This is a genomic window from Marinobacterium sp. xm-a-127 (genome assembly GCF_013283425.1).
Classification (GTDB): Bacteria; Pseudomonadota; Gammaproteobacteria; order Pseudomonadales; family Balneatricaceae; genus Marinobacterium_E.
In genome coordinates this window covers 808,783-828,098 of the sequence record NZ_WBYH01000001.1, presented here as the reverse complement: position 1 = coordinate 828,098, position 19,316 = coordinate 808,783, and the positions used below count along the sequence as shown (strand labels likewise).

Here is a 19,316-nt window from a genome sequence, read left to right as displayed (position 1 = left end):
ATCTGAGCCATGATCAAACTCTTCAGTTAAAAAGTTCGACAGTCATAAATGACCATCTAAATCTTGCTCAAGAAAAACATTACGCTAAATGAATTCACATATAGGTTGCTTGTCTTGTTAAGCTTTTGTGCTCAACCTCAACAAGCGCCCACACGCATTACCTGATTAATTGTTAAAGAGCGTGCCACCGATCTCTTGGTGGCTGCTTGAGTACTCGTCTCAAGCGAGGTGCGTATATTACCGACACCCGATTTTTATTCAACCCCTTTTTTGTAAAAAAACACACTTTTTTGAACATTTATTTTTACTGGGTTTGCAGTAATGAAAAACGCACCTTTAATAAGGTGCGTTTTTTGTAGGAGTGGGAGAAAGATTAGCGCTTACGCTTTTTATCTTTCGCTCGCTTCTTCATCTCTTTAATGTGCTGACGATGTCTCTCTTTTTTAGCCTCCTGGCGACCGGAGAGTTTATTCACTCTGCCAGAAAAAGGGTTATCGCCCGTTTTAAATTGGAAGCGAATCGGTGTTCCGCGCACTTTTAGAAGCGAGGTAAAGCGATTCTCAAGATAGCGCTTATAAGAGCCCGGCAGTGCGTTGGTCTGATTTCCATGCACTACAATGATAGGCGGGTTTGAACCACCCTGGTGAGCAAAGCGCAACTTAATACGGCGATTATTGACCGCTGGTGGCTGATGATCAGCTACAACATCTTCAAGCAGACGAGTCAGCTCATTAGTCGACCATTTTTTCATTGCACAACGGTAGGCTTCGTTCACTGACCGATAAAGATCGCCAACACCCGTTCCATGCAGCGCCGAGATGAAGTGGAAACGAGCAAAGGTCGCAAACCCCATGCGGCGCTCTACTTGAGTCTTAACCTTCTCTTTTGCTTCATAGTCCATGCCGTCCCACTTATTCAGTGCAACTACCAGAGCTCGGCCAGAGTCGATCACGAAGCCGAGCATGTTTAGATCTTGCTCAGTGACACCATCACGCGCATCAATGATTGCGACAACAACATTGGCATCTTTGATAGCCTGAAGCGTTTTGATGATTGAGAACTTCTCTACCGCCTCTGTCACTTGACGACGACGGCGAACCCCGGCCGTATCAATTAGAGTGTATGGCTGGCCATCTCGCTCGTATGGAATGTAGATACTGTCTCGAGTCGTCCCGGCATGGTCGTATACCACTACGCGCTCTTCACCAAGCATTCGGTTTACCAGCGTAGATTTACCCACATTAGGGCGACCAACAATGGCGATACGAATATTGCCATCATCTTCCTCTTCCGGCTCTGCGCCCTCTTCAGGGTATGGCACACCGGCTTCATCTAATGTCATATCAATCAACTGACGAACACCGCGACCATGAGCCGCTGCAATGGAGAGCGGATCCCCAATACCCAGCGCATAGAAGTCAGAGCGAGCGATATCAGGATCCAATCCATCGGTCTTATTGACTACAAGGTAGACTTTTTTCTCGTGACGACGCAGATGATCTGCAATCATTTCGTCAGCTGGGTTGATACCTGCACGAGCATCCACAAGGAACAGAACGATATCGGCTTCATCAACTGCTTGAAAAGACTGCTGTGCCATTTCACGGTCAATACCGCTCTCGTCACCCGTGATACCACCAGTATCTATGACAATATAGTCTCGCTCCCCTAGATCACCTTCACCGTACTTACGGTCACGTGTCAATCCAGGAAGATCGGCAACCAGCGCATCACGCGATCTGGTCAAGCGGTTAAACAGGGTCGATTTACCGACATTAGGGCGCCCAATTAGGGCAATTACCGGAAGCATATTGCTCACCTGATTCCAAAAAACAGAAGGCGGCAACCCGCAAGTCAGGTCACCGCCTTATATAAAATTAAAAGGCTTTTGCTATTTTAGCGTTAAAGCACTCAATTTACCCGAGTTACTGAGTACAAATGTTGTATCCCCTACCACGACTGGATCCGCCGTGACAGGTGAACTACCCAAATTGACTCGAGCGATAGGACGCCCGTCGATTTGCGACAGGGCATGTAGGTAGCCCAGAGCATCCCCAAAAATTACTTCGTTACCGACCACTACCGGTGCCGATAAGCCTCGATTAGAAAAATCAGAGTTGCGCCAAACACTGGCTGACGACGAGACATCAAAGGCCTCAACCGCTCCCTTTGCATCTACCGCATAGACATTACCAAAACCGACCGCCAGCTCTTGATAAGTAGAGAAAGATTGAGTCCAGACTGTTGACGCCGTGCGCGGGTTGATCGCTACAACACGACCTTGATACCCGCCGGTCAGAATAAGATCGTTTGCTATTGCAAAGCCACCATCCAAATCCATTAGACGCTCAAACTCGGAACGACCCATCGCATCAGCAGCACGAATCTCCCAGGCTGGAATACCTGTTTCGCCCGCCAGTGCGACTACCTTACCGTTAGCAAATCCAGCTACGACACCATCACTCAGCATGAGGGGAGTACCGGTACCACGAAGCGTCAGTGCAGGCTCTTGAGCATCATAGACCCAACGAGATTCACCGGTAATGCGATCAAAGGCGGCTAGCTGACCATTCACCTGCTGAACAACAACCAGTGACGTGCCCACTTGTGGCTGAGCCGTCACTTCGGACTTCAGCTGAGCTCGCCACTGTTCCGAACCATCTTTTGCAGATAGCGCCACCAGTTCAGCGCTATCAAGAACCACTAACGCTAGATCAAACCCTGCACCGACACCTGCACTGATTTCGGCATCCAGGTCAACGCTCCAGTTCAGCGCACCCGATTCCAGCGCATAGGATGAGATTCGTCCTTGCTTATCAGAGATCAGTAACGAATCGTTTGTCACACCTGGCTTAAACTGGTGAAACTCATCCCCAAACGACGCACCCACATCTGCACTCCAAACAAGGTTGAAGGCTTTCTCTTGTTCAAACGCGACCAACTCTTGTGGGCCGGACTCTTTTTCACCAGAAAAAATACCGCAACCAGACAAAAGACTGGTTGCAGCTGCTACAACAAAGGCACGTCTAATGAGATTCATTACGATGCATCTCCAGTCGCTAAATCATCATATTTCAGTTTAATCACCTGCTTGCGCTGAGGATCGGCCGACGCCATTGCCGCTTCATACGAAGCTCTCGCTTCCGAAGCGTTACCCATTGCAGCAGCCACATCTCCCTGAACCTCAGCAAATAGTGATGGGAAATCTGAGCCACTTAACTGTGCTAATGACGCTTTAGCTGCTTCAGCTTGCCCTAATCCTAATTGCACTTTCGCTTTACGGATTGTAGCCAAAGACTTCATATCTAATGGCGAGACTTCACTCGTAATCACATAATCGAGCTGCTCAAGCGCACCTTCTAAATCGCCAGCATTCACTGATACACGAGCTAACACCATTGCCGCCATAGGGGCATAAGCGCTCGATGCATAATCTGCGCGAAGATCTTTCCCAACCTGTATCAAGGACGTAACCGCGGCATCATCCAGTGGCAAAGCGGTTGCGACAGGATTGAGAATCGACTCATACATAGCGGAAGCGTTTGCAGCAAAGTCATCTTGATACTGATTCCAGCCACGCCACCCAAACACAGCAGCCACAGCAATTACGACACCCATGATTAGGGATTTACCGTTCTCTTTCCACCAACTTTTGAGCGCTTCAACCTGCTCTTCTTCTGTACGTAGCTCAGCCACTATACTCTCCAACCTAAAGACTAAATTTACCTTTCAATTCACTGACCAGTGAATCTTGAGCAACTCGAACTTGATCGCCATTACCACGCAGCGGTTTTAAACTCACTTCGGACGCAGCACGCTCATCGTCACCGATAAGAATGGCAAAATCTGCTCCACTCTTATCAGCCTTTTTCATCTGACTTTTAAATCCACCGCCGCCGCAATGCAACTGAACTCGAAGGCCCGCCTCGTGACGAAGCGTTTCAGCAACACTCATCGCGGTCGCTAGATTATCATCCCCCATTCCGATGACATAGACATCGATACGTTGACGAACACTCTCAGGAACCAGTTGCAGCTCTTCAAGGAGAAGAACCAGACGCTCGACACCCATTGCGAAACCGACAGCCGGGGTTGGCTTGCCACCTAATTGACTCACCAGTCCATCGTATCGGCCACCGGCACAGACAGTACCTTGGGCGCCTAACGCATCGGTCACCCACTCAAATACGGTCTTACCGTAGTAGTCTAGACCACGCACCAAGCGAGAATTAACACGGTATTCGATACCCGCAGCCTCGAGCAGTGACTTCAACTGTTCAAAGTGTGCTTTGGACTCTTCGTCGATGTAATCATGAAAATGAGGTGCATCGTTCAATAGCTGCTGGGTGTTTTGATCTTTAGAGTCCAATATTCTGAGTGGATTAGACTCAAGGCGACGCTGACTGTCAGCATCTAGCTGATCTTTACGAGCCGACAGATAGCTGACAAGGTCCTCTTTAAACCGTGCACGAGCTTCAGCTGAACCCAAGGTATTTAATTGAAGCTCAACGGAGTTGATCAACCCTAAGCGCTTCCAAAGTTGAGCACTCATGATGATCACTTCTGCGTCAATATCAGGACCATCCATACCGAAAGCTTCAGCACCTACCTGGTGGAACTGACGATAGCGACCTTTCTGCGGGCGCTCATGACGAAACATTGGACCAGTGTACCAAAGGCGTTGGACTTGATTGTAAAGAAGGCCGTGCTGTTCTGCTGCACGAACACAACTTGCAGTCCCTTCCGGGCGAAGTGTCAAACTATCACCGTTACGATCTTCGAAGGTGTACATTTCCTTCTCAACGATATCGGTTACTTCACCAATTGAGCGTTTGAATAACTCAGTTTGTTCTACGATAGGGGTACGAATCTCAGCATAGCCATAAGCCTGCAGGACCGTTTTTACTTGAGTTTCTAGATACTGCCAGACCGGTGACTGGTCTGGCAGAAGATCATTCATACCACGAATGGCTTGTAGCTTTGCCAATTTTATAACCCGTAATGTGCGATCTAATTATCGCGATAATGTTAAACGGGCTACATTCTTTCTGGTATGAGGTTCTAAATCAACTGTTGAGCCATCAAAAGTTACAGAACTGACTGCATTCGCACGTCCAATGACAATTGAAAACGGGGCTTTACCTTTGATTGTCAGATCCTGTCCTTTTTTTGATAGCCCGTTAAACAGCGCTTCACCGGTAGCATCTTTGATATTCAGCCAACTGACATCGCTAAATTTAATCGTCACACCATCTGAACCACTCGTATTAACAGGTGAAGCGGTCAAGGGTTCGTTAGGCTCGGACTTTTCCGCCGGTTTGGGCTGCTCTGTTTTGACTGGAACGGCCGCCGTTTTAGATTCGAGATCAGGCGTTTCAGCAGGCTTAGGTAGCTCAATCGCTTTGGGCGCTTCAACCACCGCATCTTCATTAGACTCTTGAGTCATTGTTTTGATAGGTATTGAAAGACCCTCAGACTCTCCTGCCAATGGCGGAAGCGCCTGACTGCTCTGCTGCTCTTCAGGTTCAGAACCACCAAACAAACCGGACAGCCCAAGTGTCGGCCAATTAATTTGAGAAGCCCCAAAAGCAAGACCTGCTAAAAGAGCCGCAATGATGACCAACCGAAAGAGGAGTGTTAATAGCGAACTTGCACGACGCGGGTTGAGTTTCATCACCGTACCGGCGGTCGCTGAACCCGCTGATTTAATGGCTGAGCGGCGTTTAACAGGCCGCTGACCAATAGCCGCATTGTACTGTTCAACAAAGGTCTCGGGATCCAACCCAACTCGATTACAGTAGTTACGAATATAACCACGCGCAAACACCGGCTGACCCAATTGATCAAGGTCACCCGCTTCAATCGCAGAAAAAACAGCACTGGTTAGCTTCAGATCTCGCTGCAGCGCACCAGCAGAGATACCCAATGATTCACGGGCAGCAATCAGCTTGTGGTTTTCAAATCCTGAGAGGCTATCGCCCAATAGATCATGGTCTGTCACAGGCCAGTATCCTTAAATTTATTATACTCTTCGGAATTCGGATAAAGGTTCTTCAAAAGCAGCGCATAACTTGCCGCTTTTGATGGGTTCCCACTATGTCTGGCTAACCTTACACCAACCAAAAGACTTTTGGCAAAGTGCTGGGTCTCTTGAGCATCAAGTTGCTGTTGAAAGATTGCATAGTGTTGAGCGGCCAGTGAAGCCTGTCCTTTATCTAAGTAAAGATCTGCAAGCTCAATATGAGCCGTCACCCGAAGTGGTGACAGTGTCACTGAACGATTAAAGACGTGCTCCGCAGCGGAATCACGATCGATCAGACGGTAGCAGCGACCCAAGTTTTCAAATGCTTGTGCTCGCTGTGTATAGAAAGGATCTTCAGTTGATCTTGCTAAGGCTTTACAGGCCTCTTCAAACCGCTGCTGAGAAAAAAGAAAGGCGCCATAGTTGTTAAAGATCATGGCAGAGTTAGGGTCTGCTTGAGTGGCTCTTTGAAAATATTGATCGGCCAGTTCTGGTTCACGCTCGGCTTGAAACACCATTGCCAAACCATTCAACGCTGGGGCATAGCCAGGGTCGGCCAAAGCAGCCTGTTGAAGAGACTCTTTTGCCGATGCCGTATCACCCGCCTGGAGATATTGCATACCCAGCTTGGTGTAGGCTGCTAGGGCAGATTGATCTATTCGCCCTTTAGGTTGTTCACTCGATGAAAAAGCGGAACAGCCTGCCAAAGTAATAGAGCAAAAAAGAGTTACTGCTTTGAATAGGGACACAAAATACCGTTTAGAAACTTAAAGTTAGTTTCATTAACGATAGTAGAATAGTGTCAATAAATCTAGCTCGTTTGATTGTGAAGTTCGATGTACTTCGCACTGCGACGAGTCTTATCCTCAACCTGACCGACGAGCTGACCACAAGCCGCATCCACATCATCGCCACGAGTACGGCGAACGGTCGTAAGGATATTCCCTTTCAACATCTCAGACTTAAATGCCTGAATTGCCTGCTCAGAGGGGCGATCGTATCCAGAATTTGGAAAAGGATTAAATGGAATCAGGTTAAGCTTACAAGGCACCTGACGAAGCAACTTAACCAGCTGACGAGCATGCTCACGCTGATCGTTCACACCAGCAATCAGTGTGTACTCGATCGTTGCTACACGTCGATCCGACAGCTTATCGAAATAGCGTTTGACCGAAGCCATTAGCTCTTCGATCGGGTAGCGCTTATTGATAGGCACTAACTGATCACGCAGTTCATTGTTTGGAGCATGCAGAGAGATCGCTAATGAGACATCAGCACCTAACTCAGCAAGCTTGTCGATTTTAGGAACCACACCGGCCGTACTCAGGGTCACACGACGCTTAGAGAGACCATAGGCGTTATCTTCCATCATCAACTGTACTGCATCAAACACAGCATCAAAGTTCATCAGCGGCTCACCCATACCCATTAACACGACGTTGGATACGCGTCGTTCACCACTTGGGTCAAACGGCCCAAAGGAACGGATAGCAACACGAAGCTGAGCGATGATTTCGGCAGCGCTAAGGTTTCGGTTGAAGCCTTGCTTGCCTGTTGAACAGAAGCTGCAGTCCAAAGAACAACCCACCTGTGAAGAGACACAGAGCGTGCGGCGATCCCCTTCAGGAATCAAGACCATCTCAATCGCTGAACCACCATCCATCTGGATGACCCATTTACGGGTACCATCTTTGGACGTTTTATCCAGTAACACCTCTGGCTCACGAATTTCAGCAACCTCAGATAGGCGTTCACGTAGGGCTTTGCTGATGTTCGTCATCTCATCAAACGAACTGGCACCCTGCTGGTGAATCCACTTTAGGACTTGAGTTGCACGAAAACGCTTCTCACCCATCTCCTCAAAGAAATCTTCAAGCTTAGTAGGTGATAGACCGATAAGGTTTACTTTCTGTTCTGCCATGAGCTTTGGACCAAAAAAAAGGCGCCCTCCGATCAACGGAGAGCACCTTGGGCGTCATTATGCGCCGAAGAAGTATTCGATTTCGCGTGCTGCAGAAGTAGCAGAGTCAGAACCGTGTACTGCGTTCGCATCGATAGACTCAGCAAAGTCACGACGGATAGTGCCTTCAGCTGCTTCTTGTGGGTTAGTTGCACCCATTAGTTCACGGTTTTTAGCGATAGCGTTTTCACCTTCAAGAACCTGAACAACAACTGGACCAGACGTCATGAAAGAGACTAGGTCGCCGAAGAAAGGACGCTCTTTGTGCTCTGCGTAGAAACCTTCAGCATCAGCTTGTGAAAGCTGTTTCATCTGCATAGCAGAAACTTTTAGGCCTGCTTTTTCGAAACGAGAAACGATCTCACCGATAACGTTTTTAGCAACAGCATCAGGTTTGATGATAGATAGAGTACGTTCAGTAGCCATGACTGTGTAATCCTTTAATTAAATTATGGGTTAAAATTTGTGCGCGGATTATACGTTATGCGACGAAAGATAAATAGCCCTTCAACCACAACAAAAAAGGCCCGCTTTACGGACCCTTTTCAGAGATGCTTTAGAAGGATCAATGCCCTTCTGATACCTGATTGATGGTGTATTTAGGAATCTCAACAACAAGATCTTCATCACCGACAACGGCCTGGCAACTTAGTCTCGATTCAGGCTCAAGGCCCCAGGCCTTATCGAGCATGTCATCTTCTAACTCGTCGGACTCCTCGAGGCTATCAAAACCCTCACGGACGACGACATGACAAGTAGTGCAAGCACAAGATTTTTCACAAGCGTGCTCAATATGAATATCGTTCGCCAGTGCTGCATCACAGATCGTAACACCCGGCTCCACATCGATCACTTTGCCGTCTGGGCACAACTCTTCATGGGGTAGGAAGATCACTTGAGTCATTACATTTACCTAATCTAATTGATCAACGCGCTGGCCTTGCAACGCTTTTTGGATTGATTGATCCATTCTGCGGGCTGCGAAGAAGTCACTTACTTGGGCGAGATGCTCTACGCCGGACTCTATCGCTTTAGAGCTCGCACCATCACGAAGCGAACGCAGAACGTCAATTTCTGAAAGAAGATCCTGTCGCTCCTGATCGCTCAGCAACTGCTCGCCATCTTCAGCAATCGCCGCTTCAAGCGATACGATTAAACGATCTGCCTCAACCTGCTGTTCACGCAAGGCGCGCCGCTCTTTATCATCTGCAGCAAACTGATAAGAATCCGTTAGCATCTGAGTAATTTCAGAGTCACTCAAACCGTAAGAGGGTTTCACTTGAACCGCACTCTCAATACCGGTTGATAGCTCTTTGGCTGAGACATTCAATAGACCATCCGCATCAACCTGAAAGGTGACTCGGATTTTAGCGGCGCCAGCCGCCATAGGGGGAATACCGCGCAGAGTAAACTGAGCCAGTGATCGGCAGTCATCTACCAACTCACGCTCACCTTGCAATACATGCACCAACATAGCCGTTTGACCATCTTGGTAGGTTGTAAACTCTTGAGCGCGAGCAACAGGGATTGGCGTATTGCGATGAATTACCTTCTCAACCAAACCACCCATAGTCTCTAACCCTAAAGAGAGAGGGAGCACATCTAACAGCAACAACTCTGCATCCGGTTTATTGCCCGCTAAAATATCAGCCTGAAGTGCTGCACCCACCGCCACAACACGATCAGGATCGATATCGGTATGAGGCTGGCGATTAAAGAACGCCTCGACCCCAGCAACAACGGCTGGTACACGAGTTGAACCACCCACCATCACAACATCGTTGATCTCATCTGGCTTGATGCCAGCATCTTTTAAGGTACGTTTGCAGGCACGAAGCGTTTTCGACACAAGGGGTGCCGTCAACTGTTCAAACTGCTGACGCGTCACCAAAACTTCTTGATCATTAGCCAAGGTTAGAGTGACTGAATCTGAATCCGTCAGTGACTCTTTTGCACGACGCGCTTGAACCATAAGAGATCGCATAACCGCAGGTGTACGCTCCAGCTCAGGCGCTTGCTCTAGCAACCACTCAGCCAAAGCGTGGTCGAAATCATCGCCTCCCAGCGCCGAATCTCCACCCGTAGCCAGCACCTCAAACACACCCTTGGTCAAGCGCAGTATAGAGATATCAAAGGTACCGCCACCTAAATCGTAAACCGCTACGACGCCTTTATCCTGTTGATCTAAACCGTAAGCGACCGCTGCCGCAGTAGGCTCATTCAGAAGGCGAAGAACTTTCAAGCCGGCCAGCGTGGCCGCATCTTTGGTGGCCTGACGCTGTGCATCATCAAAGTAGGCTGGAACTGTAATAACAGCCCCTTCAAGCTCACCACCCAAAGATTCGGCAGCACGAGCTGAAAGCGCTTTAAGAATATCCGCAGAGATTTGAACCGGACTCAAATCACCCAAGGCTGTTTTGAGGTAGGGCATCCCCCCCTCGCCTTCTGAAAACTGATAAGGAAGTTGATCGCCTAAAGTTAACACTTCATTTGAGGAGCGACCCATTAAGCGCTTAATGGATTGAATCGTGTTAAATGGATCGTCGCTTACTCTCGACAGCGCTTCAGCACCGACGATGGCACCAGCCTCTGAGTAGTGGACAACCGAGGGCAGCAAATGGCGCCCTGCCTCATCAGAAAGTGTCTCTGCAACACCATTTCTAACCGACGCCACCAGTGAATTAGTGGTGCCTAAATCGATCCCTACCGCCAACTTACGTTGATGGGGATCCAAACTCATTCCGGGCTCTGCAATTTGCAAAAGCGCCATGACTAAAACTCCTCATCGAGGCGATCTTCCATGGCCTCTATCTCAGACAGTAGTTTCTTTAAAAATTGCAGCTTGCGAACAGACTCTTCAGCCGACTCCAAATCACCACCCGCATAAGCCACCTGAAAATGATCAAAGCAGGCTTTTTCCAACTCCACAGTTTGTGACTCTAAAGCTTCTAGAGTAGCGAAAGGGTCTGCTGCTTCGGGCGCTTCAGCTAAGATTTCGCGAAGCTCCATCTGCTGCATTAAAAAGTCCATTGGCAGCTGCTTTCTTGACTCTTCACCGGTCAGCACACCTTGTAATGAGAGAAGGTACTGTGCACGCGAGAGTGGTGACTTAAGCGTTTCATAGGCGGTGTTGAGGTGAGTACTGTTCTGCACAGCCTGGCGCTGTTCAGCATCACCTTTGTGAGCAAATCGGTCTGGGTGATACTCTTTTTGCAGCTCTCGAAACGCTGTATCGAGGAGTGTACGATCAAGAACAAAACCTGCTTCAAGACCGAAGAGTTCGAAATAGTTTTGAGAAAGATTCAAGAATTAAGCCTTAACCGGTTTAAACATGGAAACTTTCGCCGCAACCACACTCACTGGCGACGTTCGGGTTATTGAACTGAAAGCCTTCGTTGAGCCCCTCTTTGACGAAGTCGAGCTCTGTACCCTCTAGATAGACAAGGCTTTTTGGATCAACAACAACCTTAACGCCCTCAAACTCGTATACAGAGTCTTCACTGTTAAGTTCGTCAACATACTCCAGAACGTACGCCATGCCTGAACATCCTGAGGTCTTAACCCCTAAACGGATACCAATGCCCTTGCCGCGTTTTTCTAAATACTTAGCCACATGGTTAGCAGCTGCTGACGTCATCGAAATTGACATAAAAACCTTCTACCTAAACTGTCTACCAGAGGTTAAATGCGATTACTTCTGCTTGCCGCGGTAATCTTCAATGGCTGCTTTGATTGCATCTTCTGCCAAAACTGAACAGTGAATCTTAACGGGAGGAAGCGCTAGCTCTTCAGCGATTTTAGCATTTTTCAGCTCAGCCGCCTCGTCCAGTGTCATACCTTTGACCCATTCAGTCACTAATGAGCTAGATGCAATGGCAGAGCCACAACCATAGGTTTTAAACTTTGCATCCTCAATCACGCCGTCATCACTGACTTTGATTTGAAGTCTCATTACGTCACCACATGCAGGTGCACCGACCATGCCGGTACCTACGTGTGGATCATCACTTTCCATTTTGCCAACATTACGAGGATTCTCGTAGTGATCAATTACTTTATCGCTGTAAGCCATGCTGATCTCCTCTCACTGAGTATTAGTGATGTACCCACTCAACCTTAGTTAAATCCACACCGTCCTTGTACATATCCCACAAAGGCGATAATTCACGAAGTTTTTCTACGGCCACACGTGCTTGTGCCGCTGCGTAATCCACCTCTTCATCGGTCGTAAATCGACCAAAAGAGAAACGGATCGAGCTGTGCGCCATCTCATCATTGAGGCCCAATGCACGTAGCACGTAAGAGGGCTCAAGGCTTGCTGATGTACAAGCAGAACCAGAAGAGACCGCCAAATCTTTCAGAGACATCAGAAGTGATTCACCCTCAACAAAGGCAAAACTCACATTCAGGTTGCCTGGGTAGCGCTGCTCAACAGAACCATTGATATGAACCTCTTCCATATCGCTGATTTGTGACCAGAAACGATCACGAAGTTCAGCCAAACGCTTATGCTCTTGCTCCATCGATGCTTGAGCAATCGCGCAGGCTTCACCCATACCAACCAACTGGTGAGTTGCCAAAGTACCTGAGCGCATACCGCGCTCATGGCCACCACCATGTATTTGAGCTTCAATACGTACACGTGGCTTACGACGCACATACAGTGCACCGACACCTTTCGGGCCATACATTTTGTGGCCACAAAGTGACATTAGATCGACCTTCATCTCGGCCATATCGATTGGTAACTTGCCAGCACTTTGCGCAGCATCTACGTGGAACAGCACACCGTGCTTACGAGTCAATTCACCGATCGCCGCAATATCAGTAATCGTGCCAATCTCATTGTTGACGTGCATCAGAGAGACAAGAATGGTGTCATCGCGAAGCGCATCTGCCACCATCTGTGGCGTAATCAGACCGTCGCTACCCGGTGTTAGGTAGGTCACTTCATACCCTTCACGCTCTAATTGGCGACAGGTGTCGAGGACCGCTTTGTGCTCAATCTTAGAGGTAATGATGTGCTTACCCTTCTTATGGTAGAAGTGCGCAACACCTTTAATGGCCAAGTTATCCGATTCGGTAGCGCCTGAGGTCCAGACGATTTCACGAGGGTCTGCACCAATCAACTCTGCTACCTGGCGACGGGCAGTCTCAGCCGCCTCTTCCGCCTTCCAACCAAACAGGTGCGAACGTGACGCTGGGTTACCAAAGTTACCATCTGGGGTAAGGCACGCCATCATCTTTTCAGCAACACGAGGGTCCACCGGTGTTGTCGCTGAGTAATCTAGATAGATCGGCAGTTTCATACTCTCTCTCCAAAAACGTTAAACTGAGTTATGGCTCTTATGCGCTGGCAACAGAGGGAATTAACCCGTCAGCTGCCGTACTTTGGCTTTGACGATCTGCAACAGCCATTACATCCCTGCGTTTCAAAAGATCTGCAAGGCTAATATCACTAAGAAAGTTGTGGATCTGATCGCTAAGATCGCTCCACAGATGGTGCGTCAAACAGGTCTCACCGGCCTGACAGTTACCTTGGCTGTTACAGCCTGTAGCATCAATCGATTCATTAACCGCATCGATGATAGATGCTACAGTAATCTGTTCGCACTCCAGATTGAGCTGGTAGCCTCCACCTGGCCCCCGCACACTGGTCACCAGTGCGCACTTACGCAACTTGGCAAAAAGCTGCTCAAGATAGGATAAAGAGATACCCTGTCTTTCAGAAATATCCGCCAAACTGACTGGTCCTTTCTCTTTGTTGAGCGCCAAATCAAGCATCGCGGTTACGGCATATCGCCCTTTGGTTGTAAGTCGCATAAGACCTTCCTACACCCTATTGTGTTAAAGGTATTATCTAAAACCCTACAAAAACAGTCAACTATTAATCCTACAATTTTAGTCAACTATTAATCTTTACGGATTGAGCGATTTATCTTGGTCAAAATGCCACGCAAAATATTGACCTCTACTTTGTCTGGTACCGCCCTTAGTAGCAGTCTTCTTAACCGAGTCATTAACTGTCTTGGATTATCAGGCTCGAGAAACTTAATATCGATCAGTGTCTGCTCAAGATGATTAAACATCAGCTCAATCTCTTTTTGATCTGCCAACTCAATATCCCAATCCACACCCCATTGCGGCGCTTCTTCAACCACCGACTCTTGCAGCGCCATGCGCAGTTCATACGCGATCACCTGCACAGCTGCGCCGACATTTAATGAGCTAAAATCGGGATTGGTCGGAATATGAACATGCAGATGACAAGCGTGCAGCTCTTCATTGGTTAAGCCACGATCTTCACGACCAAACAGAATAGCTACTTTGAAATCATCTGAAGAGTGGGAGAGTCGCTCTGAAACCTGAGCTGATAACTCTCTAGGGTTAACGATCGGCCAAGGGATGTGACGACCTCGAGCACTGGTGCCCACCACCAACTGACAATCCGCAACTGCTTCCTGTAACGACTCAACGACCAGTGCAGATTCAAGAATATCATCCGCTCTCGAAGAGCGAGCATTGGCTTCAGGGTGAGGAAAGAGTTTGGGCTCTACCAGACAGAGTTCAGACAGCCCCATATTCTTCATAGCACGCGCAGCAGCACCAATGTTCCCTGGGTGGGTGGTATTAACTAACACGATTCGGATTTTATCTAACATCTGTCTCTCCCTGAGCGGGCGTGATTCTAACAGATGACGCCATGAATCACATCTGCTCGATAGTAGCGGTTTTGTAGCGGTCTGAGGTATAATGAAATTCGCTCTTTTAACAATTCCGGATACTTACTGATGCAACCAATGGTTAACATCGCCCTACGGGCTGCCCGTCAGGCTAGTGAACAGATCACTCACGCTTTAGAACGTCTCGACCTCATTAAAAGCGAGCAGTCGAGTGTCGCTACTTTTTTAAGCGATACGTGCAAAAACGTTGAACGCACTATTGCGTTTAACATCCAAAAAGCGAACCCACACCACAGCATCTTCGGTGAGTATTCAGGTGAGTACCCAGCTCAAGAAGAGGGCCCTAACCCTTGTGAGTGGCGAGTACACCCTATCGACAGTGTTGTTCACTTTTCAAACGCAATCCCCTCTTTTGCGCTGTGCATTACTGGAACTATCCGCGGTAAAGTTGAACACGCACTGATTCTTAACCCCATTACCGGTGAAGAGTTTACTGCGAGCAACGGTCAAGGCGCACAGCTAAACGGCAAACGCCTTCGTGTCAGCAACAGCAAAGCGCTTGATAGCACTCTGATCGGAACCGGTTTCTTGGGTCGTCCTTCAGACAAGAGCAACCTTGATCTACAACTGAACATTAACCGCGCATTGATTGAAGCGAACGCTGACATTTTCAGCACCGGTTCTGTCGCACTGAATCTAGCTTACACTGCAGCCGGTCGAATTGACGGCGTTGTTCAGAAAGGCGTGGTGGCAGAAGAGATCGATGCAGGCCTACTCATTCTTCGCGAAGCGGGTGGCCTATCGGCTGATTTTACAGGCGGAACTGACATCCGCGGCAAAGGTGAGCTGATCGCCGCTAACCCGAAACTGTTTAAAGCACTGGTTACCAAGGTTCATAGCCTTAAATAATCATTCTAAAGGCGGGTTGATCCCGCCTCTGTTTTTTCTATACTGGGTGTTCTAAAAACAAAAAGAACACAACAGTGAACGCTCAATCGATATTTACCGCTTCGTCCAGCAACAGCGATCCCGAACTGGCCGTGAAAGAGCTGAAACATCAGCTCAACGATCCCTCAATTCAATTTGTACTGTTCTTCTGTTCAGCCTCTTTCAATCTTGCGAAGTTGGGCTATGCATTAAACGAACAGTTTCATGACATTGGCATTTCAGGCTGCACGACAGCCGGAGAGATAACCCCTAACGGCTATGAGCGCGGGTCGATTACAGCCATTGGTTTCTCTAACCAGGATTTTTGTGTTCAAGTCGGCTCCGTGAAGAACCTGAAACGCTTCACTCTAGGCGATGCTCAAACCATGCTGGATCAGTTGCGGTCACAGTGCACCCTTTCAAGCGCTGCACTGAACGGCTTTGCCATTACTTTGGTTGATGGCCTTTCAATTGACGAAGAGATCTTTCTTGCCACCCTCAACTCTGCACTTGGCTCAATCCCCAGCTTTGGCGGATCGGCGGGTGATGACGTCAATCTAGCCACCACCCATGTCTTTTTTGACGGTGATTTCCATACCGACGCGGCGGCCGTTTTGATGGTCAATACACGATTTGAGTTTGAGGTTTTTACAACCCACCACCTACTCCCAACCGATAACAAGTTTGTGGTGACGGACGCTGAACCGCAAAACAGAAAAGTCAATGAACTCAATGCCGACCTAGCGGCGACCGAGTATGCCGATGCACTTGAGCTATCAGTCGATCAGTTAAATAACGATATCTGCACGCTCAACCCCTTGGCTGTCAAAATTGGTGAGCAGTATTTTATTCGCTCCATCCAATCCATTGAGCCCGATTCCAGCCTGACGTTCTTTTGCGCAATGGAGAATGGCATCGCGTTAACACTGATGCAGCCCAAGGATTTAAAAGAGAATCTGATCGATCTATTCAATGGCATTGAGAGTCGCATTGGAAAACCACAGATAGTGATTGGCTGCGACTGTTTTTTACGACGCAGGGAAGCCGAACTTAAAGGTGAAGATCAGCAGGTTTCAGAACTTCTAAAAGCCTTTAATGTGATTGGTTTGAACACCTACGGTGAGCAATTCTCAGGCATGCATATTAACCAAACTTTTACTGCAGTCGCCATCGGACAGAGACGGTTGAATGAGTCAGTCTGAGTTAGACGCTGCGCAGAAAGAGAACGCAAAGCTGCGCAAGATCAACCAAGCGCTGATAGAGCGACTGGAGTCAGGCGCCGTTCAACTGGCAAACCCCTACTCCGCCTTTGAGCATTCCGTTACGCTTGCTGAACAGGTCAGAGAGCGCACCGATGCACTGAACCAAGCGCTGGAAAAGCTTAACCTAAGCCATAGAGAGCTGAGTCAAGCCAACCAAGTCGCCGAGCAAGCCAATCTCTCAAAAACGAAATTCCTAGCGGCCGTTAGCCATGATCTACTGCAACCTCTGAATGCCGCCAGACTGTTCGCCACCACTCTCGCCGAGCAACCCTTGGATGATCGTCCAAAGTCACTGGTAGATTCGATGACTCGTTCACTCAACGATGTAGAGAACCTTTTGAGAACGCTGGTCGATATCTCCAAGTTGGATGCAGGCGTTGTCCATGCGGATAAAACCAATATCAGAGTTGCACCGATTTTGGAGCAACTCTCAACGGAGTTTGAGGCTGCGGCTCAACATGCCGGACTGAAGTTTAAACATCGAACCTGTAACGCTTGGGTACACAGTGACTCGCTGCTACTGATTCGATTACTGCGCAATCTTCTGACCAACGCGATCCGCTATACCAAAACAGGCGGCGTCCTACTCTCCGCAAGGCAACGTGGTGACAAATTGCTGATACAGGTATGGGACACTGGTGAGGGAATTAGCCAAGAGGATCAGAAGAGCATCTTTGATGAGTTCAAACGACTACCCAATGCGGACAAAGCGCACGATAAAGGGTTAGGGCTTGGCCTATCGATCGTCGATAAAATTGCAAAGGTGTTAAACCATACGTTGACTGTGACATCGACACTGGGCAAAGGATCAGTCTTCAGCCTTGAGATCCCAATTTTAAATAGAGCACAGGAGCCGGCTAACGATCCATCCACCCTCCATCCTTCTCTCTCCTCATCCCTTCAGGGTAAACAGATCCTCGTGGTCGATAACGATGCGACCATTTGTGAAGCCATGAGTCAGCTTCTCACACACTGGGGGGCTAATGTCGCGACCTCACTGAACGGTGAAGCCTTAGGGGATAAGATCGATCTGGGAAGCGTTGATCTGTTAATCGTAGATTACCATCTGGATCAGGGTACCGGCATCGATCTAGCAAAGCGTTTACTTGAGCAGAGCTCCATCGATATTCCTGTACTGGTCGTGACGGCCAACCATAGCCAGAGTCTCAATGAGACGATTCGACAAGAGGGTTTTAGCCTGCTGCACAAACCGCTAAAGCCTTTACTCTTTAGGCAGCGCTTGCGACAGCTGTTGGGCTAGAGATAGATCGAAAAGTCTATGGAAGAGGCTTGATTAGCCGCCTGAACACGGTTATCGACACCCAATCGACGCAGTATTTCAGAGACGTGCGTTTTAATCGTGCTCTCTGAAAGGTTTAACTCATCACCAATCTGTTTGTTTGAGCGCCCTTGGGCAAGCTGCTCTAACACCAAAAGCTGTTTTCGAGTCAGCGCCCTCAGCGTATCGTGAAGCTGATGACTACTATTCTGCTGAGGTGACGCTTGGCGCAACAGCTCTGCAGGCATGTAGAGATCACCCGCCAGTATTTGCTCTATCGCCTTACCGAGGGCCTGCTTAGGCAGAGACTTGGGCACATAACCCACGGCTCCAAGTGCTAAAGCTTGCAGTACTAGTTGTTTATTCTCCTCTGCGGAGACAATGGCAACCGCAACATCGGGATGGTGAGATCGAATGTGTTGCAGTCCTGATAAACCTTGAACCCCAGGCATATTAAGATCCAATAGAACCAGGTCCGGCTGCTGCGCTTCAATGAGTTGATCAACCTCGCTGAATTGACCGCACTCGGCGACTTGCTCATCGGGGTAGAGGTCGATTAAAACATTAACGACCGCCTCTCTATAGAGGGGGTGATCATCAACGACTAGGAACTGGTAAGAAGGCATAGGTTTAAGCGTCTCGAATCATGCCAATGTGAGCAATACCGCACTCATCGTAGACTTCACCATAGGATTGAAAACCAAAGCGCTGATAAAACGCCTCGACGGGTAGTTGTGCCGACAAGCGAATAGCGACACCCGGCGCGAGGGTCTCCAGTATATGAATCGCCTCTTCTGTTAGGGTGTTTGCAAACCCTTTTCCCCGTTCGGCTTTGGGAACTAGGACCCTACCGATCGAGGATTCAGCATAGACTTGGTTGGGTAAGAAGAGTCGTGCATAGGCAACCAGTTCACCGGCACTGTTTTCTAACCAGAGGTGCTGCGCAATCTGATCTTTATCATCCAGATCTTCACATTGACAGCTCTGCTCTAAGAAAAAAACGTTCGAGCGGTGTTTCATGATCTTGTAAAGCTGATCAATCGATAGCTCGTCAAAAGTTTTGAGAAAACGTTTTGTGGTCACTGACTACTCCTTGAAAGTAGTTCGATTCTATCACTACTTTCCCGCACACCACATTGCTCTTTCAAAAACGGTACTTTAGTACCAATTAAAAAGAGCCTTA

21 protein-coding genes are annotated in these 19,316 nt (G+C 48.4%); 3 read left to right on the top strand and 18 right to left on the bottom strand.

What is annotated here, in order from left to right; all coding sequences use genetic code 11:
• Positions 1 to 373: 373 nt before the first annotated feature.
• From der to XMA127_RS04025, 16 genes are all read right to left on the bottom strand, one after another.
• Positions 374 to 1,810 carry a ribosome biogenesis GTPase Der gene (gene der, locus XMA127_RS04100; protein WP_173480725.1) on the bottom strand — a complete coding sequence of 479 codons (1,437 nt, stop codon included), beginning with the start codon at positions 1,808 to 1,810 and terminating at the stop codon, positions 374 to 376.
• Positions 1,811 to 1,891: 81 nt separating this feature from the next.
• Positions 1,892 to 3,040: an outer membrane protein assembly factor BamB gene (gene bamB, locus XMA127_RS04095; protein WP_173484545.1), complete on the bottom strand. Its 1,149-nt coding sequence runs from the start codon at positions 3,038 to 3,040 to the stop codon at positions 1,892 to 1,894.
• Positions 3,040 to 3,696 carry a tetratricopeptide repeat protein gene (locus XMA127_RS04090; protein WP_173483754.1) on the bottom strand — a complete coding sequence of 219 codons (657 nt, stop codon included), beginning with the start codon at positions 3,694 to 3,696 and terminating at the stop codon, positions 3,040 to 3,042. Before XMA127_RS04090 ends, bamB begins: the two co-directional genes overlap by 1 nt.
• Before the next feature lie 13 nt (positions 3,697 to 3,709).
• Positions 3,710 to 4,987, bottom strand: a complete 1,278-nt coding sequence (hisS, locus tag XMA127_RS04085; RefSeq protein ID WP_173480722.1) for a histidine--tRNA ligase — start codon at positions 4,985 to 4,987, stop codon at positions 3,710 to 3,712.
• Positions 4,988 to 5,014: 27 nt separating this feature from the next.
• Positions 5,015 to 6,001 (bottom strand): RodZ domain-containing protein, encoded by a 987-nt coding sequence (locus XMA127_RS04080; protein ID WP_173480721.1) that lies wholly within the window; start codon positions 5,999 to 6,001, stop codon positions 5,015 to 5,017.
• Positions 5,998 to 6,771 carry a type IV pilus biogenesis/stability protein PilW gene (gene pilW, locus XMA127_RS04075; protein WP_371731501.1) on the bottom strand — a complete coding sequence of 258 codons (774 nt, stop codon included), beginning with the start codon at positions 6,769 to 6,771 and terminating at the stop codon, positions 5,998 to 6,000. Before pilW ends, XMA127_RS04080 begins: the two co-directional genes overlap by 4 nt.
• Before the next feature lie 62 nt (positions 6,772 to 6,833).
• A complete protein-coding gene (rlmN, locus tag XMA127_RS04070; RefSeq protein WP_173480720.1) occupies positions 6,834 to 7,943 on the bottom strand; it encodes a 23S rRNA (adenine(2503)-C(2))-methyltransferase RlmN in 1,110 nt (369 codons plus the stop codon).
• A gap of 57 nt (positions 7,944 to 8,000) precedes the next feature.
• On the bottom strand, positions 8,001 to 8,408 hold the full coding sequence (gene ndk / locus XMA127_RS04065) for a nucleoside-diphosphate kinase (RefSeq protein WP_169450197.1): 408 nt from the start codon (positions 8,406 to 8,408) through the stop codon (positions 8,001 to 8,003).
• Positions 8,409 to 8,547: 139 nt separating this feature from the next.
• The gene (gene fdx, locus XMA127_RS04060) at positions 8,548 to 8,886 is read right to left on the bottom strand and encodes an ISC system 2Fe-2S type ferredoxin (protein WP_173480719.1); all 339 of its coding nucleotides are present in this window, start codon (positions 8,884 to 8,886) and stop codon (positions 8,548 to 8,550) included.
• 9 nt (positions 8,887 to 8,895) lie between these two features.
• A complete protein-coding gene (gene hscA / locus XMA127_RS04055) occupies positions 8,896 to 10,752 on the bottom strand; it encodes a Fe-S protein assembly chaperone HscA (protein WP_173483756.1) in 1,857 nt (618 codons plus the stop codon).
• Positions 10,753 to 10,754: 2 nt separating this feature from the next.
• Positions 10,755 to 11,288: a Fe-S protein assembly co-chaperone HscB gene (gene hscB / locus XMA127_RS04050; protein ID WP_173498927.1), complete on the bottom strand. Its 534-nt coding sequence runs from the start codon at positions 11,286 to 11,288 to the stop codon at positions 10,755 to 10,757.
• A gap of 19 nt (positions 11,289 to 11,307) precedes the next feature.
• The gene (gene iscA, locus XMA127_RS04045; RefSeq protein ID WP_173480716.1) at positions 11,308 to 11,631 is read right to left on the bottom strand and encodes an iron-sulfur cluster assembly protein IscA; all 324 of its coding nucleotides are present in this window, start codon (positions 11,629 to 11,631) and stop codon (positions 11,308 to 11,310) included.
• Positions 11,632 to 11,673: 42 nt separating this feature from the next.
• Positions 11,674 to 12,054, bottom strand: a complete 381-nt coding sequence (gene iscU, locus XMA127_RS04040) for a Fe-S cluster assembly scaffold IscU (protein WP_173480715.1) — start codon at positions 12,052 to 12,054, stop codon at positions 11,674 to 11,676.
• A 22-nt stretch (positions 12,055 to 12,076) separates the two neighbouring features.
• Entirely contained in the window at positions 12,077 to 13,291 is a 1,215-nt protein-coding gene (locus XMA127_RS04035) for an IscS subfamily cysteine desulfurase (protein ID WP_173480714.1), read from the bottom strand.
• A gap of 37 nt (positions 13,292 to 13,328) precedes the next feature.
• Positions 13,329 to 13,805 carry a Fe-S cluster assembly transcriptional regulator IscR gene (iscR, locus tag XMA127_RS04030; RefSeq protein ID WP_173498926.1) on the bottom strand — a complete coding sequence of 159 codons (477 nt, stop codon included), beginning with the start codon at positions 13,803 to 13,805 and terminating at the stop codon, positions 13,329 to 13,331.
• A gap of 89 nt (positions 13,806 to 13,894) precedes the next feature.
• The gene (locus tag XMA127_RS04025; RefSeq protein WP_173480712.1) at positions 13,895 to 14,644 is read right to left on the bottom strand and encodes an RNA methyltransferase; all 750 of its coding nucleotides are present in this window, start codon (positions 14,642 to 14,644) and stop codon (positions 13,895 to 13,897) included.
• A gap of 129 nt (positions 14,645 to 14,773) precedes the next feature.
• On the opposite strand from XMA127_RS04025, the gene XMA127_RS04020 reads away from it, so the two are divergent.
• The 3 genes from XMA127_RS04020 to XMA127_RS04010 all read left to right on the top strand — a co-directional run bounded on the left by XMA127_RS04020 (position 14,774) and on the right by XMA127_RS04010 (position 18,115).
• The gene (locus XMA127_RS04020; protein ID WP_254442795.1) at positions 14,774 to 15,574 is read left to right on the top strand and encodes an inositol monophosphatase family protein; all 801 of its coding nucleotides are present in this window, start codon (positions 14,774 to 14,776) and stop codon (positions 15,572 to 15,574) included.
• 74 nt (positions 15,575 to 15,648) lie between these two features.
• Positions 15,649 to 16,794 (top strand): nitric oxide-sensing protein NosP, encoded by a 1,146-nt coding sequence (gene nosP / locus XMA127_RS04015; protein WP_173483757.1) that lies wholly within the window; start codon positions 15,649 to 15,651, stop codon positions 16,792 to 16,794.
• A complete protein-coding gene (locus XMA127_RS04010) occupies positions 16,781 to 18,115 on the top strand; it encodes a hybrid sensor histidine kinase/response regulator (protein WP_173483758.1) in 1,335 nt (444 codons plus the stop codon). The genes nosP and XMA127_RS04010 overlap by 14 nt, the downstream gene beginning before the upstream one ends.
• Here XMA127_RS04010 and XMA127_RS04005 read toward each other — a convergent pair.
• Together XMA127_RS04005 and XMA127_RS04000 are read right to left on the bottom strand one after the other, a co-directional pair.
• Positions 18,112 to 18,759 (bottom strand): response regulator transcription factor, encoded by a 648-nt coding sequence (locus tag XMA127_RS04005; protein ID WP_173480709.1) that lies wholly within the window; start codon positions 18,757 to 18,759, stop codon positions 18,112 to 18,114. The two genes, XMA127_RS04010 and XMA127_RS04005, sit on opposite strands and share 4 nt — an antisense overlap.
• Before the next feature lie 4 nt (positions 18,760 to 18,763).
• A complete protein-coding gene (locus XMA127_RS04000) occupies positions 18,764 to 19,216 on the bottom strand; it encodes a GNAT family N-acetyltransferase (protein ID WP_173480708.1) in 453 nt (150 codons plus the stop codon).
• Positions 19,217 to 19,316: the final 100 nt, after the last annotated feature.

What these genes read in the sequence shown, in the direction of transcription:
- ndk (WP_169450197.1), bottom strand. Translation starts at nt 8,408, where the DNA reads ATGGCTACTGAACGTACTCTATCTATCATCAAACCTGATGCTGTTGCT.
- iscA (WP_173480716.1), bottom strand. Translation starts at nt 11,631, where the DNA reads ATGTCAATTTCGATGACGTCAGCAGCTGCTAACCATGTGGCTAAGTAT.
- bamB (WP_173484545.1), bottom strand. Translation starts at nt 3,040, where the DNA reads ATGAATCTCATTAGACGTGCCTTTGTTGTAGCAGCTGCAACCAGTCTT.
- rlmN (WP_173480720.1), bottom strand. Translation starts at nt 7,943, where the DNA reads ATGGCAGAACAGAAAGTAAACCTTATCGGTCTATCACCTACTAAGCTT.
- XMA127_RS04035 (WP_173480714.1), bottom strand. Translation starts at nt 13,291, where the DNA reads ATGAAACTGCCGATCTATCTAGATTACTCAGCGACAACACCGGTGGAC.
- hscA (WP_173483756.1), bottom strand. Translation starts at nt 10,752, where the DNA reads ATGGCGCTTTTGCAAATTGCAGAGCCCGGAATGAGTTTGGATCCCCAT.
- XMA127_RS04010 (WP_173483758.1), top strand. Translation starts at nt 16,781, where the DNA reads ATGAGTCAGTCTGAGTTAGACGCTGCGCAGAAAGAGAACGCAAAGCTG.
- XMA127_RS04005 (WP_173480709.1), bottom strand. Translation starts at nt 18,759, where the DNA reads ATGCCTTCTTACCAGTTCCTAGTCGTTGATGATCACCCCCTCTATAGA.
- fdx (WP_173480719.1), bottom strand. Translation starts at nt 8,886, where the DNA reads ATGACTCAAGTGATCTTCCTACCCCATGAAGAGTTGTGCCCAGACGGC.
- iscU (WP_173480715.1), bottom strand. Translation starts at nt 12,054, where the DNA reads ATGGCTTACAGCGATAAAGTAATTGATCACTACGAGAATCCTCGTAAT.
- XMA127_RS04025 (WP_173480712.1), bottom strand. Translation starts at nt 14,644, where the DNA reads ATGTTAGATAAAATCCGAATCGTGTTAGTTAATACCACCCACCCAGGG.
- iscR (WP_173498926.1), bottom strand. Translation starts at nt 13,805, where the DNA reads ATGCGACTTACAACCAAAGGGCGATATGCCGTAACCGCGATGCTTGAT.
- der (WP_173480725.1), bottom strand. Translation starts at nt 1,810, where the DNA reads ATGCTTCCGGTAATTGCCCTAATTGGGCGCCCTAATGTCGGTAAATCG.
- XMA127_RS04020 (WP_254442795.1), top strand. Translation starts at nt 14,774, where the DNA reads ATGCAACCAATGGTTAACATCGCCCTACGGGCTGCCCGTCAGGCTAGT.